The sequence below is a fragment of the Acidovorax sp. GW821-FHT10E03 genome (genome assembly GCF_059415205.1).
In genome coordinates this window covers 319,976-342,341 of sequence record NZ_JBWKMU010000007.1, presented here as the reverse complement: position 1 = coordinate 342,341, position 22,366 = coordinate 319,976, and the positions used below count along the sequence as shown (strand labels likewise).

At 66.7% G+C, this 22,366-nt stretch carries 25 protein-coding genes; 11 read left to right on the top strand and 14 right to left on the bottom strand.

Translation table 11 applies throughout. The annotated features are described in order from the left end of the window. Positions 1-112 precede the first annotated feature (112 nt). From AC07OD_RS14995 to AC07OD_RS14975, 5 genes are all read left to right on the top strand, one after another. On the top strand, positions 113-811 hold the full coding sequence (locus AC07OD_RS14995) for a helix-turn-helix domain-containing protein (protein ID WP_494597362.1): 699 nt from the start codon (positions 113-115) through the stop codon (positions 809-811). Positions 812-827: 16 nt separating this feature from the next. Beyond that, positions 828-1,574, top strand: a complete 747-nt coding sequence (locus tag AC07OD_RS14990) for a response regulator (protein ID WP_494597361.1) — start codon at positions 828-830, stop codon at positions 1,572-1,574. A gap of 123 nt (positions 1,575-1,697) precedes the next feature. Next, a complete protein-coding gene (locus tag AC07OD_RS14985) occupies positions 1,698-2,039 on the top strand; it encodes a helix-turn-helix domain-containing protein (RefSeq protein ID WP_494597360.1) in 342 nt (113 codons plus the stop codon). Positions 2,040-2,175: 136 nt separating this feature from the next. Then, positions 2,176-2,547, top strand: a complete 372-nt coding sequence (locus tag AC07OD_RS14980; protein WP_494597359.1) for a hypothetical protein — start codon at positions 2,176-2,178, stop codon at positions 2,545-2,547. A gap of 385 nt (positions 2,548-2,932) precedes the next feature. Further along, complete coding sequence (locus tag AC07OD_RS14975) at positions 2,933-3,697, top strand: SDR family oxidoreductase (protein ID WP_369643894.1); 765 nt, start codon at positions 2,933-2,935, stop codon at positions 3,695-3,697. Between the two features lie 116 nt (positions 3,698-3,813). On the opposite strand, the gene AC07OD_RS14970 is transcribed toward AC07OD_RS14975, so the two are convergent. Both AC07OD_RS14970 and AC07OD_RS14965 read right to left on the bottom strand, forming a co-directional pair. After that, positions 3,814-4,503 (bottom strand): hydrolase, encoded by a 690-nt coding sequence (locus tag AC07OD_RS14970; protein ID WP_494597358.1) that lies wholly within the window; start codon positions 4,501-4,503, stop codon positions 3,814-3,816. Positions 4,504-4,642: 139 nt separating this feature from the next. After that, the gene (locus AC07OD_RS14965) at positions 4,643-5,509 is read right to left on the bottom strand and encodes a pirin family protein (RefSeq protein ID WP_218338815.1); all 867 of its coding nucleotides are present in this window, start codon (positions 5,507-5,509) and stop codon (positions 4,643-4,645) included. 130 nt (positions 5,510-5,639) lie between these two features. Here AC07OD_RS14965 and AC07OD_RS14960 point away from each other — a divergent pair, with 130 nt between their 5' ends. Continuing rightward, the gene (locus AC07OD_RS14960) at positions 5,640-6,542 is read left to right on the top strand and encodes a LysR family transcriptional regulator (protein WP_492255196.1); all 903 of its coding nucleotides are present in this window, start codon (positions 5,640-5,642) and stop codon (positions 6,540-6,542) included. 174 nt (positions 6,543-6,716) lie between these two features. On the opposite strand, the gene AC07OD_RS14955 is transcribed toward AC07OD_RS14960, so the two are convergent. The 7 genes from AC07OD_RS14955 to AC07OD_RS14925 form a co-directional block, all read right to left on the bottom strand. Further along, positions 6,717-7,631, bottom strand: a complete 915-nt coding sequence (locus tag AC07OD_RS14955) for a metal ABC transporter solute-binding protein, Zn/Mn family (RefSeq protein WP_494597357.1) — start codon at positions 7,629-7,631, stop codon at positions 6,717-6,719. 1 nt (position 7,632) lies between these two features. After that, the gene (locus tag AC07OD_RS14950; RefSeq protein ID WP_218338812.1) at positions 7,633-8,505 is read right to left on the bottom strand and encodes a metal ABC transporter permease; all 873 of its coding nucleotides are present in this window, start codon (positions 8,503-8,505) and stop codon (positions 7,633-7,635) included. Beyond that, positions 8,502-9,257 (bottom strand): metal ABC transporter ATP-binding protein, encoded by a 756-nt coding sequence (locus AC07OD_RS14945; RefSeq protein WP_494597356.1) that lies wholly within the window; start codon positions 9,255-9,257, stop codon positions 8,502-8,504. Before AC07OD_RS14945 ends, AC07OD_RS14950 begins: the two co-directional genes overlap by 4 nt. Before the next feature lie 103 nt (positions 9,258-9,360). Beyond that, positions 9,361-9,537, bottom strand: a complete 177-nt coding sequence (locus tag AC07OD_RS14940) for a hypothetical protein (protein ID WP_218297566.1) — start codon at positions 9,535-9,537, stop codon at positions 9,361-9,363. Positions 9,538-9,711: 174 nt separating this feature from the next. After that, on the bottom strand, positions 9,712-9,885 hold the full coding sequence (locus tag AC07OD_RS14935) for a hypothetical protein (RefSeq protein WP_494597355.1): 174 nt from the start codon (positions 9,883-9,885) through the stop codon (positions 9,712-9,714). Between the two features lie 119 nt (positions 9,886-10,004). Next, positions 10,005-10,283 (bottom strand): hypothetical protein, encoded by a 279-nt coding sequence (locus tag AC07OD_RS14930; protein WP_218297565.1) that lies wholly within the window; start codon positions 10,281-10,283, stop codon positions 10,005-10,007. Between the two features lie 501 nt (positions 10,284-10,784). After that, positions 10,785-11,672: a hypothetical protein gene (locus tag AC07OD_RS14925; RefSeq protein ID WP_494597354.1), complete on the bottom strand. Its 888-nt coding sequence runs from the start codon at positions 11,670-11,672 to the stop codon at positions 10,785-10,787. A 235-nt stretch (positions 11,673-11,907) separates the two neighbouring features. Between AC07OD_RS14925 and AC07OD_RS14920 the strand changes: the two genes are divergently transcribed. After that, the gene (locus tag AC07OD_RS14920) at positions 11,908-12,606 is read left to right on the top strand and encodes a 2'-5' RNA ligase family protein (RefSeq protein WP_494597353.1); all 699 of its coding nucleotides are present in this window, start codon (positions 11,908-11,910) and stop codon (positions 12,604-12,606) included. A gap of 74 nt (positions 12,607-12,680) precedes the next feature. Here AC07OD_RS14920 and putA read toward each other — a convergent pair whose 3' ends face one another. Continuing rightward, the gene (gene putA / locus AC07OD_RS14915; protein ID WP_494597352.1) at positions 12,681-16,445 is read right to left on the bottom strand and encodes a trifunctional transcriptional regulator/proline dehydrogenase/L-glutamate gamma-semialdehyde dehydrogenase; all 3,765 of its coding nucleotides are present in this window, start codon (positions 16,443-16,445) and stop codon (positions 12,681-12,683) included. Between the two features lie 143 nt (positions 16,446-16,588). Here putA and AC07OD_RS14910 point away from each other — a divergent pair, with 143 nt between their 5' ends. From AC07OD_RS14910 to rlmD, 3 genes are all read left to right on the top strand, one after another. Continuing rightward, entirely contained in the window at positions 16,589-17,062 is a 474-nt protein-coding gene (locus AC07OD_RS14910; RefSeq protein ID WP_492255203.1) for an Lrp/AsnC ligand binding domain-containing protein, read from the top strand. A gap of 116 nt (positions 17,063-17,178) precedes the next feature. Continuing rightward, on the top strand, positions 17,179-17,499 hold the full coding sequence (locus tag AC07OD_RS14905) for a hypothetical protein (protein ID WP_218297561.1): 321 nt from the start codon (positions 17,179-17,181) through the stop codon (positions 17,497-17,499). Between the two features lie 68 nt (positions 17,500-17,567). Next, positions 17,568-19,031: a 23S rRNA (uracil(1939)-C(5))-methyltransferase RlmD gene (rlmD, locus tag AC07OD_RS14900; RefSeq protein ID WP_494597351.1), complete on the top strand. Its 1,464-nt coding sequence runs from the start codon at positions 17,568-17,570 to the stop codon at positions 19,029-19,031. Between the two features lie 71 nt (positions 19,032-19,102). On the opposite strand, the gene AC07OD_RS14895 is transcribed toward rlmD, so the two are convergent. Continuing rightward, positions 19,103-19,480 carry a hypothetical protein gene (locus AC07OD_RS14895; RefSeq protein WP_218297559.1) on the bottom strand — a complete coding sequence of 126 codons (378 nt, stop codon included), beginning with the start codon at positions 19,478-19,480 and terminating at the stop codon, positions 19,103-19,105. A 120-nt stretch (positions 19,481-19,600) separates the two neighbouring features. Further along, the gene (locus AC07OD_RS14890; protein ID WP_010458089.1) at positions 19,601-20,296 is read right to left on the bottom strand and encodes a Bax inhibitor-1/YccA family protein; all 696 of its coding nucleotides are present in this window, start codon (positions 20,294-20,296) and stop codon (positions 19,601-19,603) included. 223 nt (positions 20,297-20,519) lie between these two features. Here AC07OD_RS14890 and AC07OD_RS14885 point away from each other — a divergent pair, with 223 nt between their 5' ends. Continuing rightward, positions 20,520-20,927 (top strand): GlcG/HbpS family heme-binding protein, encoded by a 408-nt coding sequence (locus AC07OD_RS14885; protein WP_218297558.1) that lies wholly within the window; start codon positions 20,520-20,522, stop codon positions 20,925-20,927. Between the two features lie 251 nt (positions 20,928-21,178). On the opposite strand, the gene AC07OD_RS14880 is transcribed toward AC07OD_RS14885, so the two are convergent. Together AC07OD_RS14880 and AC07OD_RS14875 are read right to left on the bottom strand one after the other, a co-directional pair. After that, positions 21,179-21,406, bottom strand: coding sequence for a hemin uptake protein HemP (locus AC07OD_RS14880; protein ID WP_492255206.1), 228 nt, complete (start codon positions 21,404-21,406; stop codon positions 21,179-21,181). Positions 21,407-21,953: 547 nt separating this feature from the next. Beyond that, positions 21,954-22,364 carry an ExbD/TolR family protein gene (locus AC07OD_RS14875; RefSeq protein ID WP_218297556.1) on the bottom strand — a complete coding sequence of 137 codons (411 nt, stop codon included), beginning with the start codon at positions 22,362-22,364 and terminating at the stop codon, positions 21,954-21,956. Between the last annotated feature and the right edge of the window lie 2 nt (positions 22,365-22,366).

Sequence of the window (22,366 nt, the reverse complement as noted above, 5' to 3'; positions counted from 1 at the left end):
TGGTCTATTGATGAAATATGCCAGAATTGCCCTGTTGTTGAATCATATAGATCATTTAAATCATTTACAATGCCGTTTAATAAAAATTATTTGCAAGTAAAATGGTGTAGCGATGAAAAATGAAAAATCTCTAGACGTTTCTCCCGCCGCTGACCAGCTCACCACCTTCGAGGCTGCGCGGATGCTCGGAATGGCCGTGCGTTCCGTGCAACTGATGGTGGATCGCAACGAACTCCAGGCATGGAAGACGCCGGGAGGGCACCGGCGTATTTCGCGCCGCTCTGTGGAGCAGTGGTTGCGCTCGCGCTCTGGCGGATCTGTGCCTGCGGCTGATGCGCAGTTTTCAGCTGCCGCAGCACATGAACCTTTGAGGCACCCAGTCATACCGATCCCGGAGCTTGCAGATGGGCGAGTGCAGGCGCCTGGCGATATGAAGGTGCTGCTGATCGAGGACTCCATCCACTTCCAGAACCTGGTGTCTTTGTTGGTGGAGCGGCACTTTCCAGCATGGCAGCTGCACATTGCCAATGACGGCATTACGGGGCTGGCGATGTATGGGCAGATTCAGCCCGATATCCTGATCGTGGACATTCTGCTGCCCGGAATCGATGGAGCGACCCTCATCACCACGCTGCGTTCGCACCCCCAGTTCGCCAGGAGCCGCCTCATCGTCGTGACCTCGCTGGATGAATCCCAGCGTGCCCCCTATGCGTTTGCACTGCAGGGGGTGAACCTCATCCACAAGCCACGGCTAGTGGCCGAGCTGCCCCTGCTTCTTGCCCAGAGTGCGGAAGTCAGGGCAGCTTCCTGAGCACAGCGAGGGTTCTATGACCAACGCGTCTGTTGTGTCGGTTCGGCGCGTGTTGCTGGTGGAAGACGATGCCTCGATTGCACGCTTCATCGACATGGCGTTGGAAGACCAAGGGGTGGATTTGACCGTGTGCGGCGACGTGAAAACTGCCTTGGCCCAGCTGCAAAAGGGGCCGGTGGGGCTGGTCATCACGGATCTGATGCTGCCCGGTTTGTCTGGCTTCGATCTGGTGGACCGGCTGCATCACGAGCCTGCGCTTCGCGGGGGCGCCAAAGTGGTCATCTTCAGCGCTGGCATGAGCGTGGACAACCAGCATCGGCTTGAAGGCCGCAGCATATGGCGCATCTTGCGCAAGCCGGCATCGGTTGCCCAATTGCAGGCGTGCGTTCTGGATGCTTTTGTGGGACATGACAGTGCCCCGCCACCCCTTTCAGGCGTATCGCCGGAGCATGCCGCCTCCAGCAGCGTGGAAAGCGACGCCATACATGCTTATTTTGGTGGCGACGCCGCGCTGTTTCGCACATATCGCGCCAAGTGCCTTGTGCAGTTTGCAGATGACCTGGTTGCGGGTGATTCCGCCTTGCAGTCGAGCGACTTCGTGGCGCTGCAGCGCCTGTCTCACAGTCTGGCCACCGTGTTCCGCACCTTGGGCTGGGCAGAGGACGGCCGGGTGGCAAAGCGACTGGAAGCGCTTGCGGCTGCCGGTGACGGACAAGCCTCAGCCACCACCTGGGCCCAACTGCGCCCACGGCTGCTTGGCTGACGCGCCGACGCGGTGCACGGTCCTGGGTGTTCGACCATGCTCCCAGCTTTGAGCAAGCAGTGATCGGGAGGACGGGAAAGATGACTTCCTTCTTCAGCCCGCACAAGACGTCCACCGTCTGGGGTGGCCGAGATCGCAGCGCTCAAGCGCGAGGTCAAAGCGCTGGTGTCTCAGCACAAGGCTACCCGGCGGCAGATCCCCAAAGCGGCCGAGCCGGAGGCTGCGTCTGCAGAGCGTGCATCCGCGAAGCCGCACGGCGAATTCCAGCCCGATGTGCTCCGCCAGATGCGCACGGCGCTGGGCATCACGCAGGCGCGGCTGGCCATCTTGCTGGGCGTCTCTTCGCTGTCGGTCTACAAATGGGAGACGCGCGGCGTCACCCCGCGTGCGGCGCAACTGGCCCGGATTGACGAAGTGCGCAAGATGGGCCCGCGCAAGGCGCTGGCTGCGCTCGCACTGGATTGAAGGCGCTCTGCGCCGTCTGGATGCGAACGGTCAAAGCCCATCATCCGCAGGCGCCCGGGCAGAGGTTGAAAGCCTGGGCTTGCGTCGCTCTCTCTGGCTGCCGATCGGGAGGTTTTTCGCGCGGTGCCGCCGGGGAATGCCCAATGACCCTCCCGCCAACTGCCTGCGCGGCGCACCGGCCGGGCCGTCCGCATCTATCATCGGCACACTGCATGCCCCCTTTTTTTCGCAGAAGCTGTACCGGCACCCGGCCAACGGGCTGGCCGATGCGTCCCTGAAGTCGATGTACAAATTCCTCTCCATGCAGCCCCAAAAGCAAACCTCCACCAACCGCTGCAGCTTTTGCGGCGCAACCAGCTACCGGCGCGTCGTCGCGCGGGATGCTGCCGGAGCAATGCGCTACGCGGAGAGGTTGGTGTGCACTGGCTGCACCCGCGAGTTCCCCAGCGTGAAGGTCTGGCGCGAAGGCCTTCCCGAAGGCTCCACGGCCCCTGCGCCTGCCCCGTGAGGGGGGCGCTTCCGTCTCCCAGCTCTTTGACGAGCGGCAGCAGTGCCGAACCCCTTGGCGCGTGATGAGACCTGCGGCGTCCCTCGGCATCCCACCCAAACGTTGTGCAACCAGAGCGGACCCTCGACGACGATCTGTTGAACTTGTGGAAGGTGCCCCCTGTCGCCCACGTTGACGTGGCGAAGAAGGCGTTGAAGGCAACCCTGCGGGAGCACACACGGCAAAAAAATCCCGAGGGCGGTGCCGCAACTGCGTGAGAAGAGCCGCCAGCCAAGCCAGCGCAAGGAGATCCCGTTTCGACCCGACATCCTCGGCGCGGTGCCGCTAGACTTTCTGCATGGCGCGCTTGCCCGCCAGTCTTCCCGAAATTGAATGGACACCAAGAATGAACGCTGAAAAAGTTGCCGTGGTCACGGGCGCCGGTTCCGGTATTGGCAAGGCTGTTGCACTCGCCCTGGCGGGCAACGGCTATTGCGTCGTGCTGGCAGGGCGCCGCGCCGCACTCCTGGAAGAAGTGGCTGCGCAGGCCCAGGCAAGCTTTGGCGCGGGAGCCCGCATGCTGTGTGTGCCCACCGATGTGTGCGACCCCGCCGCTGTGGAAAGCCTCTTTGCACAGGCCGTCGCCCGCTTCGGGCGCGTGGACTTGCTGTTCAACAATGCGGGACGAGGCAATCCACCCGGCTCCTTCTTGGACTGGACACCGCAGCAGTGGCGCGACGTGGTGGATGTGAACCTGAACGGCATGTTTTATTGCCTGCAACAGGCCTTTCGGACCATGCGCGATCAGACCCCGCAGGGCGGGCGCATCATCAACAATGGCTCGATTTCTGCACACGCGCCCCGGCCCAACTCGGCCGCCTACACCGCGACAAAACATGCCGTGATGGGTTTGACGAAAACTGCGGCACTTGACGGGCGCGCATACAACGTCGCGGTAGGCCAGATCGACATTGGCAATGCCATGACGGACTTGGCGTCGCGCATGGCCAAGGGGGTGCCGCAGGCCAATGGGGAAATCGCCATCGAACCCTTGATGGATGCCGACATCGTGGCGCAGTCGGTGCTGTACATGGCCAGCCTGCCTCTGGAGGCGAACGTGCTGTTTCACACGGTCATGGCCACCAGGATGCCGTTTGTCGGGCGAGGGTGAGATCCATTCAGGGCGATGCCTGCGGACGTGCAATGCACGGCTCTGGCGGGGGCAACCGTTGCTACACCTGCTGCTGAAGTGGAGCGCTCACCCCCACGGCGTGTTCCGCCCCTGATTCAGGAACGCTGCGAATCCAGTGGCTCGTGGCTCTTTGCCACTTCCTGCGCCATGGCATGGCTTTCAATTAGCAGCTGGTAGGGCGGGAACACGGCGCTGTAGGCCTCGGCCCATTGCAGCGCATCCTCGCGGTTCCAGGTCTTTTGCACCTCAGAACACACGGCGGCCGTGTCCATCGGCACCACCCCGGCCTGCACGATGCGCGCCAGCGTGATCTCCTGGGCCATCTTCGAGTAGGTGCCCGAGGCATCGATGACGGCGAACACCTGGTAGCCCTCATGCACCGCCGCGATGCTCGGAAAGGCCATGCACACGCTGGTGATGGTGCCGGCGATGATGAGCTGCCTGCGCCCCGTGGCCTTCACGGCGGCGACGAACTCGGGGTTGTCCCAGGCGTTGATCTCGCCCTTGCGCGCCACATACTGCGCGTGCGGTGCGTATTTGTGGATCTCGGGGATCAGCGGGCCGTTCGGACCCTGTGGCACCGAGGCTGTGGTGATGACCGGCATCTTGGCCAGCGTTGCCACCTTGGCCAGCGTCGTCGCGTTGCTGCGTACCTCGGTGAAGGGCATGTCCTTGATGGTCTGGAACAGGCCGCTCTGGTGGTCGATCAGGAGCATCGTCGCGTTGTCAGGGTCGATGATCGGTCGTGCGCCGCTGAAGTTGGCGATGGTGTTGGGGGTGTTCATGGTCATCTCCTGGAGTTTGCAAATTGCCCGGGACGGGCGGATGGGACGCAGCCGTGCCCCTCCGGCCAGCAAGTCCGGAAAGCCAACACTGCGCCGAAGGGAAGGAGGGGAGGCCTTCCTTCTGGAAAGCCTCGTGTGCTCAGGCCGTCATCAGGCCGAAGCGGCCGCTGCTGAAGTCGGCCATGGCCTGGCGGATCTCGGCCTCGCTGTTCATCACGAAGGGGCCATAGCCCACCACAGGCTCGTCGATCGGTTCGCCCGACAGCCACAGCACGGTCGCATCGCTGTGGGCCTCGATCTCCACGCCGCTGCCGGCGCGCTCGAGGTGCACCAACTGGCCTTCGCGTGCGACCGCACTGCCGTTGACCAGCACCGTGCCGTGCAGCACGACCAGCGCCAGCGTATGGCCGTCCTTCGCGTCGAAGCGGCCCACGCTGCCCTGGCCGATGCGGATGTCCCACACGTCCATCGCCGTGAAGGTGCGCGCCGGGCCGCGATGCCCGTCGAACTCGCCGGCAATCACCCGCACCCGGCCCGCGCCCTCGGGCAGGTCCACGGTTGGAATCTGCGCATCCACCAGGGTCTGGTAGCCCGGCGCGGCCATCTTGTCCTTCGCGGGCAGGTTGACCCAGAGCTGCACCATCTCGATGGTGCCCCCGCGTTCGGTGAAGGCGCGCGAGTGGAATTCCTCGTGCAGGATGCCGCCGCCGGCGGTCATCCACTGCACGTCACCAGGGCCGATCAGGCCGCCCGCACCGGTGGAGTCCTTGTGCTCCAGTTCACCCTGGTAGACGATGGTCACGGTCTCGAAGCCTCGGTGCGGATGCTGGCCGACGCCGCGAGGGCGCACGGCCGGCCCGAAGGGCGTCGGCGCCGCGTGATCGAGCAGCAGGAACGGGCTCAGGTGCTGGCCCAGGCCGTCATAGCCAAACAGCGAGCGGACAGGGAAACCATCGCCCACCCAGTGTGGACGGGGAGCGCTGTAGACACCGAGAACTTTCTTCATTTGCATCTCCTTGCGTCGCCAGACAAAGGTCTTGGCCGATGGATAGAGAATATGGTTTGAACGATGATCCTGGTAGTTGGCAATATTTGCCATCAGAGTTCTATTTAAGGAACGATAAGGCCTGTCCCTGATGAAAGACCTGAACGATCTTTACTACTACGTGCAGGTGGTGGACCACGGCGGCTTCGCGCCGGCCGGTCGCGCGCTGGGCATGCCCAAGTCCAAGCTGAGCCGGCGCATCGCGCTGCTGGAGGAGCGCCTGGGGACGCGCCTGATCCAGCGGTCCACCCGGCGTTTTGCCGTCACCGAGACCGGCCAGACCTACTATGGCCATTGCAAGGCGATGCTGGTGGAGGCCGAGGCCGCCGACGAAGCCATTGCGCTGGCGCATGCCGAACCACGGGGCATCGTGCGCATGACCTGCCCGGTGGCGCTGCTCGATGCGCGCATCGCCGACATGGTGGCGGCTTTCATGGTGGCGCATCCGCGCGTGGAGATCCATCTGGAGGAAACCAATCGGCGCGTGGACGTGGTGGGCGAGGGAATCGACGTGGCCATCCGCGTGCGTCCGCCGCCGATCGAGGACAGCGACCTGGTGATGCGCGTGCTTGCGGAGCGCGGGCAATGCCTGGTGGCATGTCCGCGCCTGCTGTCCAATGGCATACCAAAAACACCCGCCGACCTGGCGGGCCTGCCGAGCATGGACCTGGGCCTGCCGCAGCATGAGCATGTGTGGAACCTTGTCGGCCCCGAGGATGCCCGGGCGGCCATTCGCCACCGGCCGCGCCTGATCACACGCGGGATGCTGGCGCTGCGGGCCGCCGCCATCGCAGGCGTGGGCGTGGTGCAGCTGCCCTCCATGATGGTGCGCGAGCAGATCGAGCACGGCCAGCTGGTCCACGTGATCCCCGGCTGGGCGCCGCGCCGCGAGATCATCCACGCGGTGTTCGCCTCGCGGCGCGGGCTGCTGCCGGCGGTGCGGGCGCTGGTGGATTTCCTGGCGGACCGGTTTCAGGCGCTGGACGAGGACTGAGCTGCCAGGGGCAGTGCTGGAAGGGCAAGCTGCTGCATTGCCGCGCAGCCGGTCACCGTTAACGGGAAGAAGAACTCATGCACCGCGCGTTAGCGGTACGCCCATGGGCAACGCCGGAACAGACGGAGTCTGGTGCGCGCCCCGAGGCCGCGGGGTGGGCTGCCAATCCGTCGGTCACCGCGTCCCCGCCAGACCGGAAGCCAGCGCCTTGGCGTTGTGCGCGAAGAGCTTGAGGTAGGTGTCGGCCTCGGTGCCGGGCACCGAGAGCGCGTCCGAGTACAGCCTGCCGCCCAGCACCGCGCCGCCTTCCTTGGCGATGCGCTCCACCAGGCGCGGATCGGTGATGTTCTCGACAAACACCGCGCGCACGTCCTGCCGGCGGATCTGGTCGATCAGCTTCGCCACATCGGCGGCCGAAGCCTCGCCGTCGGTGCTCACGCCTTGCGGCGACAGGAAGTCGACGCCATAGGCCGCACCGAAGTAGCCGAAGGCATCGTGCGAGGTGATCACCCGGCGCTTGGGGCGCGGCACGGCCGCGAGCTGCGCACGCACCTCGCGGTCGAGCGCCCGGATCTGCTCGGTGTAGCGCGCCGCGCGCTGGATGAAGACGCCTGCTTGCGCAGGCCGCGCGCTGCTGAGCGCGTCGCGCACGTTCGCGGCGTAGCGCTCAGCATTCGCGAGGTCCTGCCAGGCGTGCGGGTCGCTGCCGTGGCCCGGCTGGCCCCCATGGCCGTGCCCGTCCTTGCGCAGCTTCACGCCCTGGCTCGCTATCACCACTTTGCCGCGATAGCCCGAGGCCCGCACCAGGCGGTCGATCCAGCCTTCGAACCCCAGGCCGTTGACCACGACCAGGTCGGCGCGGGCCAGGTGGCGGGCGTCCGCCGGGCTGGGCTGGAACACGTGCGCATCGGCATCGGGGCCGACCAGGGCGACGACGTCGACGGCATCGCCGCCCACCTCGCGAACGATGTCCGCCAGGATGGAAAAGCTGGCCACGACCCGCAGCGGCCGTTCGGACTGAGCCAACGCGGGAGAGGCAGCCAGTGCCAGCAGCAGCGCCGCGACGGAAGATCGACGGGAGAGGGTCATGTCAGGCCTTGCGGTGTGGACGGCGCCGGTGGCGCCAGAGAAGGCCGTCGCGGGGGCCCGCGGCGACGGAGAGCAGATAGGCGATGCCCGCGACCAGCACGATGGCCGGGCCCGACGGCCACTGTGCGTGGTACGACAGCAGCAGGCCGATGAAGCCCGAGAGCGCCGCGATGACGGCAGCCACCAGCGCCAGGCTCCAGACTTCCGCCGCCCAGAAGCGCGCCGCCGTGGCGGGCAGCATCATCAGGCCGACGGCCATCAGGGTGCCCAGGGCCTGGAAGCCCGCCACGAGGTTCGCCACGGTCAGCACCAGGAAGACGGCGTGCACCAGCGTGCCGCGGCCGCCGACATTGCGAAGAAATCCGGGGTCCAGGCACTCCACCACCAGCGGCCGATAGATCACGGCCAGGACGGCCAGCGTCACGCTGGCGACGCTGGCGATGAGCAGCAGCGCCGCATCGTCCACGGCCAGGATGGTGCCGAACAGCAGGTGCATCAGGTCAACGCTGCTGCCGTGCGTCGAGACCATCAGCACGCCCAGCGCGAGCGCGATGAGGTAGAAGGCCGCGAAACTCGCGTCCTCGCGCTGCGACGTGGTCCGCGTCACGAAGCCGGCTGCGAGCGCGACCGCGAGCGCCGCGAAGAAACCGCCCAGGCTCATGGCCGGCAGCGAGAAGCCGGCGATCAGAAACCCCAGCGCGGCCCCCGGCAGCAGCGCGTGGCCCATGGCATCGCCCACCAGGCTCATGCGTCGCAGCACCAGCAGCGTGCCCATCGGCGCGCTGCCGAGGCTCAGGGCCAGCGTCGCGACCAGCGCGCGGCGCATGAAGCCGTACTCGGAGAACGGCTGGAGGAGCAGCGATGCCAGCGTCATGCGGCTTCCTCGCACAGTGCGGCACCGTCGTCCCAGGCCTCGGCCATCTGCCGGGCGCGGAACAGGTGCTCGGCGTGCAGCACCTGCGCGGTCGGTCCCCAGGCCACGCAGCGCCGCGCCATCAACAGCGTGCGGTCGAAATGCCGGCGCACCTGTTCCAGATCGTGCAGCACCGCGATGACGGTGCGCGACTCGGCGTGCCAGCGGGCCACCACGGCGAGCAGGTCGGCGGTGGTGCGCGCATCGATGGCGTTGAAGGGCTCATCGAGCAGGATCACTGGCGCATCCTGCAGCAGCACGCGCGCGAACAGCACGCGCTGGAATTGGCCCGCGGACAGCTCGGCGATCCCGCGGCGTTCGAAGCCGGCCAAGCCAACCGCATCGAGCGCGTGGTGCACGGCCTCGCGCTGCGGCGCGTCGAGTCCGCGCAGGCTTCCGACGCGCGACCAGTGGCCCAGCGCCACCAGATCGAACACGCGGATCGGAAAGCTGCGGTCGATCTCGGCCTGCTGCGGCAGCCAGGCGATGCGGCCGGCGGCGCCCGCACCGAACTGCACTTCGCCGCCGACCGGCCGCACACGCCCCATGATGGCCGCCAGCAAGGTGGTCTTGCCCGCGCCGTTCGGCCCGACGATGGCGGTGAGCGAACCCGGTGCGAAGTCACCCGACACGTGGTGCACGGCCGGGTGGCCGCGGTAAGCCACGGTCAGGTTGCGCAGGCGGATCGCCGCGTGTTGGGGGAGGGCTGTCATCAGGAGATCGCCCAGGCCACGGCGAGCCACAGCAGCGCGATCAGCGCCAGCGCACCCACGACCCGTTTCCAGGCGCCGGCCATCAGCAGGCTTGCGACACCCCTCATGCGCCCGCCGCTTCGGCCGCGCAGTCGGCGCAGCGCCCCTGCAAAACCATACCGTGGCGCTGCGCCGCCAGGCCTTGCGTCACCATGCCGCCCATGGAGATCCGGCAGGCGCGAATCGGGTGCGTGCGCTCCCAGGCCTTGCGATGAAAGTAGGGATGGTGGCGGTGTTCCATGGGTTCATATTATTGCAAATGAATTATCAATTGCAATAAGAGGGTCTGGAACGCTGGATACGGGGTGCTCGCCTTGGCGGGCGGGGCGTACTGGAATCACGGGCCGATCCAGGCCACGCAGGCGTTGTGTTGCGTGCTGCCGATGGAGGCGCCCGCGCGGGCGTCCAGCCCGCGCTACTCCCCGGGAATGTCCGGCTCGGGATACGCGGGTTTCACCTCGCCGGGCTTCTCCGGCACCGAGGCGGGGACGGGGCGGCTTTCCGGCTCGGACTCGCTCGGCACAGGATTCGGCCTCTCCGGAGTTTCGGGCTCGTGCGTCTGGGGTTTTGCGGGGATGGGATTGATCATGGCAGCCCCTTGGGTACGTTGAAAAATCATCCAGTGGGTCGCTTGGGCTGGCGCGCGGCAGTGCGGCAAAGCGGCTGCACACCGGGTGGCCAGGGCAGAAGCTTCCTCGCAGCGGGATTTCACTGCCCGCCGGTCTTGCCTCCAGGATTTTGGGGGCCCGCGCCACGGTGGGACTTCGTCCAATCGTAGGGCGAGCCATCTGGCAGCCGCCGATCTGCCACCGTATTCACACCGGCATGCCCCACGCTCTCCGCCAGCTCGCTCGAGATGCACACATGGCGCTTTCCTTCCTTGCGTTTGATCTCGCACAGAGCCAGCGCGGCCTGGAGTTTTCCGGAGTCAAAAATCTCCATCCCAGGCACCCCGGGCTGTTCTTGCCAGTAGACGACGATACTCATGGCGACTCGGTTTCCTATTTCTGTCCGGTGGTGCTCAGGCTATCTTCCCATGCGGGCCCGGGTGTTGCCATGGGTTCCCGGTGCGATGTAGGAGAAAGGCGTAGCGAAGGCGCCAAGCCGCGGGTCAGAACCGCATGCGGACCGCGCCTGCGTCACGCTCCTTCACCCACCCCGCCAGAGAAACTGAACGCGTGTTGCGGCCATCAGGGCAGGCCCGCGACGAGGCCTGCGGTTTTCGCGGGGCCGCCGCTCAAGGGCATTGCGGGCTGTAGCCCGATCGCAAGGACGCTGCCCAACACGCCGAAGAATCTCGCCCGATGGCGCATGCCCACGCAGAAGATCAGGCCCGCCAGCGCCTTGCCGGAATTGGGCGTCGCCCTGCAGGATGCGCGGGACATCGAGGCATGCTGTCAATGCAGCGCTGAAAGAAGCGTCCGTGGTGCCCGCATGCGGGAAATGTCGCCGCGTGGCTCAATGTTGGTGGAAGGTGTCCGTGGGTTTCTATGCCTGGACTTCACCGGTGAGCGGATCGTAGGCCCGCCCGTCGGTATCGATAATGTTCCCCGTCACCGTATCGTACTTGCCCAGACGATAGGTGCCGGCGCCCTTGCCATCCAGGCCGATGTAGTCGGATCGGGCAAGAACCACGCGATTGTTCTGGGAAACAACCCCGTCCTTGGTCCATTTGTTGTCCATGAGCCATTCGGATACTTGGACGCCCTCTGGAGCGTCAATCTTTCCGTCCATGCGCATCTTGACGAGCGTTGGATCCATATTGAAGCCCTCTGCCGCAAGCAGTTGGGCGGGGTTCTTCTTGTAGAAAGTGGCCGTCTCCTTGGTCATCGTCGACAGGTCGCTTTTCACCAGTGTGAAACCGTCCGTGGGGAACTTGGACAACTTGCCGCTGCGGATGGCTTCGTAGTCAGCGGCAAACTCGGGATGGTTCTTGAAGAACATGTAGCGGCTGACGGTGCGCTCATCTCCCGCAGAAAGTGATAGAGAAAGAACCTTGACATAGTCTGGTGGCTCATAGTCTGCTGCGAAGGTGTCGCCCAGGCCGTCTTCCCACTCGCGGAATTCCTCCAGGTTGCTGAAGGGGGCCTTGGCCGAGGCCTGTGTGGTGGCCCCGGAGTCCTTGTTGTACAGGGCGGCGGTTGATTGATAGGCCTGGGTCTCCGACACGGTGGTGGGTGTCGCCGCCGTACCCGCCGTCTTGCCCTGGGAGCCTTCCGCGGACAGTTCTTCCAGCGTGGTCTTCAACTCTTTCAGGAAGGTGAGGGGATCGGCGTCCGCATGCTTTTGGGCTGTGCGTTCGGCCGCCTTGGCCGCCAGGGTGCTGGAGACGCCCAGGGACGTCAGCATGTTGGTGGCTTGTGAAATATCGAACATCTTGCGACTCCTTCGGTGGGGCGGGCGATCCATGGCGTGGCACGGGGCCGGCGAGGGTTCTTTGGGCCTTGCTCCGATGGTCTCCCAGTTCGTCCTTGGCAATCCTCCGGTAAGAGGCGTAAAAACTGTACTTTTTGGCCAGTGGGCTGCGGTGGGCGAGTCCGTACCGGTGCCACCCTTGTCCGCAAGGATCGGCGTGCCGTGGGGACGCCACCTTTTTTCAGGAGCCAACGGGATGTCTGACGGCCTGCGGTGGCTGCCGGGGATGGAGAACCTGCCCTTGTCTCCAGCCGCGCGGCGCCATGACCACCACCTCTTTTTCGCCGTGCTGGCGGATGGCGCCGTGGCCGCCCGCGCTGTCCGGCTGTGCGACCAGGAGACGGCCGCCCGCCAGGTGGGGGAGGGCCACAGGGTGCGCACCGAGCGGTTGCATGTGACGCTGGCCTCGTTCGGGTGGGATGCCGAGTTCAGCCCGCGCAAGGTCTGGTGGGCGTGTGCGGCCGCCGCGCAAGTTCGCGCACCGGCGTTTTCGCTGCGGCTGGACCGCTGCCTGAGCTTTCAGGGGCGCCAGTCCAGGCGGCCCCTGGTCCTGTGCGGCAGCGAAACCGGCGTGGCGGGCATGGTGGCGATGCACCAAGCCCTGCGGGCGTGCGTGCCAGGCCCTGCGCCAGCGCGTGCCGAGCCATCGTTCACGCCGCACATGACGCTGCTCTACGGCCCTTCTGCCGTGGAGGAACACGGCGTGGAGCCTCTTGAATGGAGGGTGGATGCCTTCCAGCTGCTCTACAACCGCCGCGGCTCGCCCGGGCCCTACCAGGTGCTGGGTCGATGGGGCCTGGGCCAGCCGGCCTTTTTTCAGGCGGAGCAGGGCCGGCAACCCGCGCCGGCCGGCGAAGATCCGCCGCCGCGGGGTGGTTCAGATCAAATGCTATAAAAAAAGTAGCTGACAGCGCTTGAAGGATAAGCCGTGGAGGCAGTTTTTATTCAGATCCTGCGGGCACGGCCACCTCAGCCAATCGTCATCAGGCTCGCGTTGCCGCCCGCGGCGGCGGTGTTCACGCTCAGTGCGCGCTCGATCAGCAGGCGCTCCAGCGGCACGTCGGTGGCGCCCGGGGGCAATGCGGTCACGCCCACGATGGGGCCGGGACGGCGGGCCAGCGCCTCGCACACCGCGTGCAGCGAAGCCGCATCGCCATGGTGCAGCACGGCGGACAGTTCGATGCGGCCGTCGTCCAGCACCCGATCCGCCACCGCGATGCTGGCCTGGACGGCCGGGGCAAGCTGTGCAAGCAAGCCCGCCTGGGTGGAAGGCCACAGGGCCTTGCCGCCCGAGGCCAGCACGGCCGCGGTCTGCGTGAGCAGGTCGCCTTCGGCCTGGGCCAGGCACAGCACGCGGGGCCGGGGGGCCAGGGTGTAGACGTTGCGCTCACCCGTGGGGCCGGGCAGGGTGCGCGCCGTGCCGCTCTGGGTGGCGGAGGCGAACGCACGGCAGGTGTCCGCCAGCGCGGGGCGGCCCTGCGTGTGTGCCCACTGCTCCAGTGCGTGCAGGGGCGCCAGCCAGGGTTCGCACGCTGCCACGTCGGGTGGCGCCGTGCGGTCCGCCGCGGCGAAGGTGCGTGCCAGCGCATCGGCCGGGCGCCGCGACAGCAGGCGCAGCAGGTACAGCGGCCCGCCCGCCTTCGGGCCCGTGCCCGACAGGCCCTCGCCACCAAACGGCTGCACGCCCACCACGGCGCCCACCATGTTGCGGTTCACGTAGACGTTGCCCGCATGGGCGCGGTTCACCACGCGGGCGATGGTTTCGTCGATGCGGGTGTGCACGCCCTGCGTGAGGCCGTAGCCGGTGGCGTTGATCTGGTCGAGCAGCTGGTCCAGGTCGTTGCGGGCATAGCGCACCAGGTGCAGCACGGGCCCAAAGACCTCGCGCTGCAGTTCCTGGATGCCGTGGAGTTCAATCAGCGTGGGCGGCACGAAGGTGCCCTGGGTCGTTTCATCGGCGCTGCAGCGGCACTGCTGGAACACGCGATGGCCCCTGGCCTTGAGCGCATCGATGTGCGCGGTGATGCCTGCCTGGGCCTCGGCGTCGATGACCGGGCCCACGTCGACCTGCAGCGCGCCCGGGTTGCCCATGCGCAGTTCACCCATGGCGCCCTTGAGCATTTCCACCACGCGGTCGGCGGCGTCCTCCTGCACGCACAGCACGCGCAGGGCCGAGCAGCGCTGGCCGGCGCTGTCGAACGCGGAGGAGACCGCGTCGGCCACCACCTGCTCCACCAGCGCCGACGAGTCCACGATCATCGCGTTCTGCCCGCCCGTCTCTGCGATCAGGGGGATGGGGCGGCCGGCGGCATCCAGGCGGCCTGCGATGGCGCGTTGCAGGATGCGCGCCACGTCGGTCGAACCGGTGAACATGACGCCCATCACACGCGGGTCGCCGATCAGCCGGGCGCCCACGGTCTCGCCCTGGCCGGGCAGCAGCTGCACCACGCCGCGCGGCACACCCGCCTGCCACAGGATGCGCACGGCCTCGGCGGCGATCAGCGGGGTCTGTTCGGCCGGCTTGGCCAGCACGGGGTTGCCGGCGGCCAGGGCTGCGGCCACCTGGCCCATGAAGATGGCGAGCGGGAAGTTCCAGGGGCTGATGCAGGCCACGGGGCCCAGCGGAAGGTGGGTGGTGTTGTCGAAGGTGGATTCGACCTGCGCGGCGTAGTAGCGCAGGAAGTCCACCGCCTCGCGCACCTCGGCGACCGCGTTGCTGCAGCTCTTGCCTGCTTCGCGCATCAGCAGACCCAGCAGGGGCTGCATGCGGTCCTCCAGCAGGCCCGCGGCACGGTCGAGCGTGGCGGCGCGCTCGGCCGGGGGCGTCGCGGCCCACAAGGGGGCCGCCCGCAGGGCGTGTTGCAGGGCCGCATCCACGTCGGCGGCCGTGGCCTCCTGCACCTGGCCCACCACGTCGCGGTGGTCCGCGGGGTTGCGCACGGGCATCGGCGCGCCCGGCGCGGCGTCGGCGCCGAGCAAGGGGCCGGCGGTCCAGCCCTGGCTGGCGGTGGCCTGCAGGATCGCGTCCAGTTGCGCGAGGGTGTTCTCGTTCGACAGGTCGAGCCCGCGCGAGTTGGCGCGGTGCGGGCCGTACAGGCCCCGTGGCGTGGCGATGCGCGGATGGGGCAGGCCTGCGCCGCCTTCTGCGGCGGCCTGCTGGTCCACCACCTCGACGGGGCTCTTCACCAGGTCCTCCAGCGCGATGGTCTCGTCGGCGATGCGGTTCACGAACGAGGTGTTGGCGCCGTTTTCCAGCAGGCGGCGCACCAGGTACGCCAGCAGGGTCTCGTGCGTGCCGACGGGGGCGTAGATGCGGCAGGGCCGACCCAGCTTGCCGGCGGTGACGGCGCCCACCACCTGCTCGTACAGGGGCTCGCCCATGCCGTGCAGGCACTGGAATTCGTACTGGCCGGCATAGTAGTTGTGGCCCGCCAGGTGGTAGATGGTGGCGAGTGTTTCCGCGTTGTGCGTGGCGAACTGCGGGTAGATGGCCTCGGGCGCGGCCAGCAATTTCCTTGCGCAGGCGATGTACGAGATGTCGGTGTGCACCTTGCGGGTGTACACGGGGTAGTCGTCCAGCCCATCGACCTGGGCGCGCTTGATCTCGCTGTCCCAGTAGGCACCCTTGACCAGGCGCACCATCAGTCGGCGCTGCGTGCGGCGCGCCAGGTCCACCACGTAGTCGATGACGAAGGGGCAGCGCTTCTGGTAGGCCTGGATCACGAAGCCGATGCCGTTCCAGCCAGCCAGCGAAGGCTCGTGGCACAGGCGTTCGAGCAGGTCCAGCGACAGCTCCAGCCGGTCGGCCTCCTCGGCATCGATGTTGATGCCGATGTCATAGCTGCGCGCGAGCTCGGTCAGGCGCAGCACCAGCGGGTACAGCTCGTCCATCACACGGGCGAACTGCGCGCGGCTGTAGCGCGGGTGCAGGGCCGACAGCTTGATCGAGATGCCGGGGCCTTCATAGATGCCGCGCCCGGCGGATGCCTTGCCGATGGCGTGGATGGCCTGCTCGTACGACGCGTAGTAGCGCTGGGCGTCCTCGCTGGTCAGCGCGGCCTCGCCCAGCATGTCGTAGGAATAGCGGAAGCCCTCGCCTTCCATCTGGCGGGCGTTGGCCAGGGCTTCGCCAATGGTCTCGCCGGTCACGAACTGCTCGCCCATCATGCGCATGGCCATGTCCACGCCCTTGCGGATGAGCGGCTCCCCGCCCTTGCCGATCAGGCGGCCGAGCGATGCGCCCAGGCTGCCTTCGCTGTGCGTGGCCACCAGCTTGCCCGTGATGAGCAGGCCCCAGGTGGCCGCATTCACAAACAGCGAAGGGCTCTTGCCCAGGTGGGGTTCCCACTGGCCGTTGCTGATCTTGTCGCGGATCAATGCATCGCGCGTGGCCTTGTCGGGGATGCGCAGGAGCGCCTCGGCCAGGCACATCAGCGCCACGCCTTCTTGCGACGACAGCGCGAACTCCTGCAGCAATCCCTGCACGATGCCCGCGCGGCCCCCGGCGCTCTTGCGGCTGCGCAGGGCGCCCGCAATGCGCAGCGCCAGCTGCCCGGCCGCTTGCGCCATCGCCTGCGGCAAACGGGCCTGCGCCAGCAGCGGGGCCAGGGCCTCGGGCTCGGGGCGCCGGTAGGCCGCGGTGATGGCGGCGCGCAACGGGCTGACCAGGGGCGAGCGCGGGGCAAAGCCGGCGGGGCTGGTGGAAGAGGGCAGGGCGCCGATGGGCTGCGTCATGGCGTGTCTTTCGGTGGGTATCAAGGGTATTGGTGGTTGGGCCCCCAGGGCCTGCCGGGGGCGGCTGGATGCGATGATCCTTGGTCTGTGGATGAATAAATGGTCGAAAATAGGCGGTCTGTCAGAATAAATCACTATCCAAAATGACGATAGAAACCGATCTGGACCGTATTGACCGCAAGATTTTGTCAATCCTGCAGGAAGATGGGCGCATTGCCAATCTCAAGCTGGCGGACGCCGTCGCGCTGTCGCCCACCGCGGTGCTGGCGCGCGTACAGCGCCTCACGCGCGACGGCTTCATCCTGGGCTACGAGGCGCGGCTCAACCCGCTGAAGCTGGGGGCGGGCATGCTGGTGTTCGTGGAGGTGCTGCTCGACCGCACCACGCCGAATGTGTTCGACCAGTTCAAGGCGGCGGTGCAGGTGCATCCCGAGATCATGGAATGCCACATGGTGGCAGGGGGGTTCGACTACCTGCTCAAGACGCGCTCGGCCGACATGAACGCCTACCGCGTGTTCGCGGGCGCGGTGCTGTGGCAACTGCCCGGCGTGCGCGAGACACGCACCTATGCGGTGATGGAAGAGGTCAAGCACACTAACCACCTGCACCTGCGTTGAAGGGGCGCGCGGGGCCCGGCGGTGCGCGCCGCTGCCATGGAGCCACGGCTGCATTGGCTCGGCAGGCCAAAGCCTCCATAATCCCAGGCAGACATGCCAGATCGAGGAGAAGAACCATGACCCGCTTCCCATACGCCACTGCCGCCGCCGCCGCGCTGCTGGGCGCCCTTTTCAGCCAGTCGGCCGCGGCTTCGTGCTACGTGGTCTACGGCCCCGACAAGGACATCGTGTACCGTGCGCCCGAACCGCCGGTGGACATGTCCTACCAGATCCACCAGACCCTGCCGCTGGTGGCGCCGGGCGCCACGCTGGTGTTCACGCCGGACAATTACAACTGCGACCTCACCGTCAACAAGCTGCCCCTGGCGTCCGCGCAGGGCGCCACGGGATCCATGGGATCCGTCGGCGGCCGCCCCGCGCGCGCGGACCGCGGCTGACCTGACCGAGCCGGCAGGCTGCGGCGATCCCCGGGCAGGCACCGGCCCGGGCCTGAGACAATCGGGGGATGAGCGAACCGAAAGAACTATCCCCCTCGTTTGAACCCACCGCGCAGGATTTCCACGGCGATCTGCCCGAGGGCTGGCTGCAGGTCCAGTCCATGGACCTGGATGCCCAGGGCGTCGCCCGCAAGCCCGACGGCAAGGTCATCTTCATCGACGGTGCCCTGCCGTTCGAGCTGGTCACCGCCAACACCCACCGCAAGAAGAACAACTGGGAGCAGGCCAGCCTGACGGCGATCCACCGCGAATCGTCGCAGCGCGTGCGCCCCGGCTGCCCGCACTTTGGCCTGCATGCCGGAGCCTGCGGCGGCTGCAAGATGCAGCACCTGCACGTGGGCGCCCAGGTGGCCGTCAAGCAGCGGGTGCTTGAAGACAACCTGTGGCACCTGGGCAAGGTCAAGGCCGGCACCGTGCTGCGCCCCATCGAAGGCCCCGCCTGGGGTTACCGCTACCGTGCGCGGCTGTCGGTGCGCCATGTGATCAAGAAGGGCCAGGTGCTGATCGGCTTTCATGAACGCAAGAGCCGCTACGTGGCGGACATGCAGCAGTGCCCCGTGTTGCCGCCCCATGTAGACGCCATGCTGATGCCCCTGCGGGCCCTGATCGCCGACATGGATGCGCGCGACACCTGCCCGCAGATCGAGCTGGCCTGCGGCGACAGCGTGACGGCCCTGGTGCTGCGCCACCTGGAGCCGCTGAGCGCCGGCGACATCGCCCGGCTGCGCGCCTTCGCCGCCGATCACGGCGTGCAATGGTGGCTGCAGCCCAAGGGCCCGGACACGGTGAAGCTGCTCGAGGAGGGCGGCGAGCAGCTTTCCTATGCGCTGCCGGATTTCGGCATCACCATGCCGTTCAAGCCGACCGACTTCACGCAGGTGAACCCGCACATCAACCGCGTACTCGTCTCCCGCGCGCTGCGCCTGCTGGACGTGCAGCCCCACGAGCGTGTGATCGACTGGTTCTGCGGCCTGGGCAACTTCACGCTGCCGCTGGCCACGCAGGCGCGCGAGGTGCTGGGCATCGAGGGCAGCGAGGCCCTGGTGGCCCGCTCGCGCGAGAACTATGCATTGAATCAGGCTGCAGCGCAGGACCATAAAGCGCTGGCAGCTACTGATTTTGTAGCGCGCAACCTGTTCGAGATGACCCCGGAGATGCTGGTGGCCGACGGCGCGGCCGACAAGTGGCTGGTCGATCCGCCCCGCGAAGGCGCGTTCGCGCTGGCCAAGGCGCTCGCCGACATCGAGCAGGCGCGCATCGGCGCCGAGGGTGCGGGCCCGCTGCCCGCCGGGGCCGAAGGCTGGACCCCGCCCAAACGCATCGTCTACGTCAGCTGCAATCCCGCCACGCTCGCCCGCGATGCCGGGTTGCTGGTGCATCTGGCGGGCTACCGTTGCACGGCGGCCGGCATGGTGAACATGTTCCCGCACACGGCGCACGTGGAAAGCATGGCGGTGTTCGACCGCGCCTGAGGGGAGAAAGGGCCGCCGCAGCCGGTGTGCGCCGGCCTGGCCGCGCACGGGGGGAGAGCGGCCCGCTAGCCCTAGCTGCGGTTGCGGTTCGAAGCCGCGTCGCGGGGCTCGGTCTCGATATCGCCGGACCGTTCGGCGCGCTCGGGTTTCTCGACCACCTTGCCGAGCACCGAAGGCGTGCCTTCCAGCTTGTTTTCACGCATGTAGGCGTCCATGTCCTTCCACCCGGCGAACACCGAGGCCTTGGCGGCCTTGGGGTTCAGGGTGTAGCAGTCTTCCAGCCCGCGCAGCGCGTGGCGGCAGGCGCCGCCGATGGCCTTGGCTTCTTCCTCGCGCTGGACGATCCTGGGATCCGGGCCCAGGCCAGGGATCTTGTTGCAGGCGGCCAGCAGCAGGATGCTGCACAGGGCCAGCATGCGCAGTGCGGTGGAGCGGGTTTTGCGATACATGTGCTTGCATTATCGGCACGCCGGCCGCGCTATTGAGGGCTTGGCGGTGCGAAGCGCAAGAAAAAGGCTCCCGAAGGAGCCTTTTTGCCTTGAGGTGGCGCCCGGGAGCGCGCCACGGGGTCAGTCGCGCTCGCCGCCCATGATGCCCAGCAGCGCGAGCAGGCTCTGGAACACGTTGAAGATGTCCAGGTACAGGGCCAGCGTGGCGCTGATGTAGTTGGTTTCGCCGCCGTCCAGGATCTGCTTCAAGTCATACAGCATGTAGGCGCTGAAGATGCCGATGGCAGCGACCGAGATCGCCATCATGCCGACCGAGGAGCCGACAAACACGTTGATGACGGCGCCCACCATGAGCACCAGCGCGCCCACCATCAGCCACTTGCCCATGCCCGAGAGGTCGCGCTTGATCACGCTGGCCAGGCTGGCCATCACGAAGAACACTCCCGCGGTGCCGGCGAAGGCCGTCATGATGAGGTCGGTGCCGTTCTTGAAGCCCAGCACCATGCCGATGAGGCGCGAGAGCATGAGGCCCATGAAGAACGTGAAGGCCAGCAGCACGGGCACGCCGGCTGCCGAACGCTTGGTCTTTTCGATCGCGAACATGAAGGCGAACGCGCCGCCCAGGAACACGATCAGGCCCACGCCGCCGCGCAGCGACTGGGTGATGCCGGTGGCGACGCCGACCCATGCGCCCAGCACCGTGGGGATCATGCTCAGCGCGAGCAGCCAGTAGGTATTGCGAAGCACCTTGTGGCGCTCCTCCTGCGAGATGCCATAGCCCGCAGAGTGCCCCAGGGTGGTGACTTGGTCATTCATCTTGTGTCTCTCCTTGTTGGCCTGCACGACGCAGACAGTGCAAATTCTAGGTGGTGGCGGCTGGAGGCCTTCCAATATCCGCGTCCGGTCACCTACTTTTGGTAAGGGTTCTTTCACCCTGCATGGGGGTGAGGGGGTGGGCGTATGCCGCTATGCTTGCCGTCTTTCCCCCGCCGGCGCGGACTCTCGCGGCCCGGCATTCTTCTCCTTTGCGGGTATACCAATGAAAACCAAGCATGAACTCGAACTGGCCGACGTGAAGGCCATTGCCGCTGCCGCCGAAGCCGAGGCGCTCAAGAACCAGTGGGCCGTGACCATCGCCATCGTGGACGATGGCGGCCACCTGCTGTGGCTGCAGCGCCTGGATGGCGCCGCCGCGGTGTCGTCCCACATCGCCCCGTCCAAGGCCCGCACGGCCGCCCTGGGGCGCCGCGAGAGCAAGGTGTACGAGGACATCGTCAACGGCGGCCGCACGGCCTTCCTGAGCGCGCCCGCCATCGACGGCCTGCTGGAAGGCGGCGTGCCGATCCTCAAGGACGGCCAGTGCCTTGGCGCCGTGGGGGTGAGCGGTGTGAAGTCCACCGAGGACGCGCAGGTGGCGCGCGCCGGCATCGCCGCTCTGGGGCTTTGAAGGGATTCCAGGGCGTGGGCCCGCAGGGGGCAGGGGACTGAAGAGCTTTCAGGTCCTGTGCCCCCCAATGAAAAAACCGGCCCGCGAGGCCGGTTTTTTCATGGCGTGATGGAGAAATCTGGGGCGGGGATGGGACCGTAAAAAAAGCCTGGCTACGCGGGCGAACCCGTTGGCTGGCAAAAACGACCCTTTCGAGCTTGTAGCAAGCCCGGGAGTCGCCCCACGATGAAACTTGGAGCCGCTGCCAGGGACTACTTGGTCAGGATCAGCTTGCCCAGCTTGGTTGCCTGCAGGCGGTACACCGATCCGTTGTGGCTGATGGCCACGGCCTTCTGGCCTTGCAGCAGGGAGCTGCTGTCCACGGCGGCGGTAGGGGTGTTGGGCTCGGTGCGTTGGCTGGCCAGTCCGTCGGCGTGCGAAACCCCCTTGCTGGCGGAGGCGGGGCGCAGGATCGAAGCGGCGGTCAATGTGGCTTGCATGAGGTTGTTCCTGGTGCGTTGCAGTGCGTTTTGCTAATGATAACGATTCGCAATTACAAGTCAAGCAACAGGAGTGTTTCTTTTTGTTCTTCTGGGTGAGACATTTGATTTCGAATGGTGCGCCGCTGGTTTTGGCGCCGATTTACGCAGCCTCAAGCGGGAAAGTAGGTCAAGCAGCCGGGGGGAAACGGAAACGGTCACGTCTCGGGCGGCGGGTGTCACCCCGCTCCGACGGGAACCGCCCAGGTGTGAACTGACCCCGGATGCGGCGCCGCTGTGGGTCAGTCTTGGCAGAGACCACTGTGGGGTCTCTGCAGGGACCCGCCTCTCCACCGCCGGGTGAGCCGCTTCAGAGGATGAAGGAAGCCAGGGCGTTCTCGGCGCCCGAGCGGGTTCACATCCCCCCGCCGACATCGGGCTGGGCAGGAAAAACGACCCAAAGACGAACAAACCCGGCGCGTCCTCTGCAGCCAATGGTGCAGCGGCCGGGCCGGGCGGGTTTTTGGCGCGCAGGACGCTGGCGGATTGTCTGACTGATTGACTGTCTTCAGGGCGCGGGGTCGGTCACGAAACCGATCTTGCGCACGCCAGCGCGTTGCGCGGCGGCCATGGCCTGGGCCACGCGCTCGTAGCGCACTTCCTTGTCGCCGCGGATGTGCAGATCGGGCTGCGGCTCCTTGGCCGCCTCGACCTGCAGGCGCGGGAAGAGTTCTTCCTCCGTGACCTGCGACTCGTTCCAGTAGTACTTGCCGTCGGCCGATACCGACAGGCGCACCGTCTCGGGCTTGATGTTCTCGGGCTGGTTCGTGGCGCGTGGCAGGTCCACGTTCACCGAGTGCTTCATGACGGGCACGGTGATGATGAAGATGATGAGCAGCACCAGCATGACGTCCACCAGCGGCGTCATGTTGATCTCGTTCATCACGTCATCGGCATCGTCTTGCGTTCCGAAAGCCATGG

Excerpts from the sequence above, each read along its gene's own strand:
- AC07OD_RS14995 (WP_494597362.1), top strand. The coding sequence starts at position 113 with ATGAAAAATGAAAAATCTCTAGACGTTTCTCCCGCCGCTGACCAGCTC.
- AC07OD_RS14990 (WP_494597361.1), top strand. The coding sequence starts at position 828 with ATGACCAACGCGTCTGTTGTGTCGGTTCGGCGCGTGTTGCTGGTGGAA.
- AC07OD_RS14980 (WP_494597359.1), top strand. The coding sequence starts at position 2,176 with ATGCCCAATGACCCTCCCGCCAACTGCCTGCGCGGCGCACCGGCCGGG.
- AC07OD_RS14975 (WP_369643894.1), top strand. The coding sequence starts at position 2,933 with ATGAACGCTGAAAAAGTTGCCGTGGTCACGGGCGCCGGTTCCGGTATT.
- AC07OD_RS14970 (WP_494597358.1), bottom strand. The coding sequence starts at position 4,503 with ATGAACACCCCCAACACCATCGCCAACTTCAGCGGCGCACGACCGATC.
- AC07OD_RS14965 (WP_218338815.1), bottom strand. The coding sequence starts at position 5,509 with ATGAAGAAAGTTCTCGGTGTCTACAGCGCTCCCCGTCCACACTGGGTG.
- AC07OD_RS14960 (WP_492255196.1), top strand. The coding sequence starts at position 5,640 with ATGAAAGACCTGAACGATCTTTACTACTACGTGCAGGTGGTGGACCAC.
- AC07OD_RS14955 (WP_494597357.1), bottom strand. The coding sequence starts at position 7,631 with ATGACCCTCTCCCGTCGATCTTCCGTCGCGGCGCTGCTGCTGGCACTG.
- AC07OD_RS14950 (WP_218338812.1), bottom strand. The coding sequence starts at position 8,505 with ATGACGCTGGCATCGCTGCTCCTCCAGCCGTTCTCCGAGTACGGCTTC.
- AC07OD_RS14945 (WP_494597356.1), bottom strand. The coding sequence starts at position 9,257 with ATGACAGCCCTCCCCCAACACGCGGCGATCCGCCTGCGCAACCTGACC.
- AC07OD_RS14940 (WP_218297566.1), bottom strand. The coding sequence starts at position 9,537 with ATGGAACACCGCCACCATCCCTACTTTCATCGCAAGGCCTGGGAGCGC.
- AC07OD_RS14935 (WP_494597355.1), bottom strand. The coding sequence starts at position 9,885 with ATGATCAATCCCATCCCCGCAAAACCCCAGACGCACGAGCCCGAAACT.
- AC07OD_RS14930 (WP_218297565.1), bottom strand. The coding sequence starts at position 10,283 with ATGAGTATCGTCGTCTACTGGCAAGAACAGCCCGGGGTGCCTGGGATG.
- AC07OD_RS14925 (WP_494597354.1), bottom strand. The coding sequence starts at position 11,672 with ATGTTCGATATTTCACAAGCCACCAACATGCTGACGTCCCTGGGCGTC.
- AC07OD_RS14920 (WP_494597353.1), top strand. The coding sequence starts at position 11,908 with ATGTCTGACGGCCTGCGGTGGCTGCCGGGGATGGAGAACCTGCCCTTG.
- putA (WP_494597352.1), bottom strand. The coding sequence starts at position 16,445 with ATGACGCAGCCCATCGGCGCCCTGCCCTCTTCCACCAGCCCCGCCGGC.
- AC07OD_RS14910 (WP_492255203.1), top strand. The coding sequence starts at position 16,589 with ATGACGATAGAAACCGATCTGGACCGTATTGACCGCAAGATTTTGTCA.
- AC07OD_RS14905 (WP_218297561.1), top strand. The coding sequence starts at position 17,179 with ATGACCCGCTTCCCATACGCCACTGCCGCCGCCGCCGCGCTGCTGGGC.
- rlmD (WP_494597351.1), top strand. The coding sequence starts at position 17,568 with ATGAGCGAACCGAAAGAACTATCCCCCTCGTTTGAACCCACCGCGCAG.
- AC07OD_RS14895 (WP_218297559.1), bottom strand. The coding sequence starts at position 19,480 with ATGTATCGCAAAACCCGCTCCACCGCACTGCGCATGCTGGCCCTGTGC.
- AC07OD_RS14890 (WP_010458089.1), bottom strand. The coding sequence starts at position 20,296 with ATGAATGACCAAGTCACCACCCTGGGGCACTCTGCGGGCTATGGCATC.
- AC07OD_RS14885 (WP_218297558.1), top strand. The coding sequence starts at position 20,520 with ATGAAAACCAAGCATGAACTCGAACTGGCCGACGTGAAGGCCATTGCC.
- AC07OD_RS14880 (WP_492255206.1), bottom strand. The coding sequence starts at position 21,406 with ATGCAAGCCACATTGACCGCCGCTTCGATCCTGCGCCCCGCCTCCGCC.
- AC07OD_RS14875 (WP_218297556.1), bottom strand. The coding sequence starts at position 22,364 with ATGGCTTTCGGAACGCAAGACGATGCCGATGACGTGATGAACGAGATC.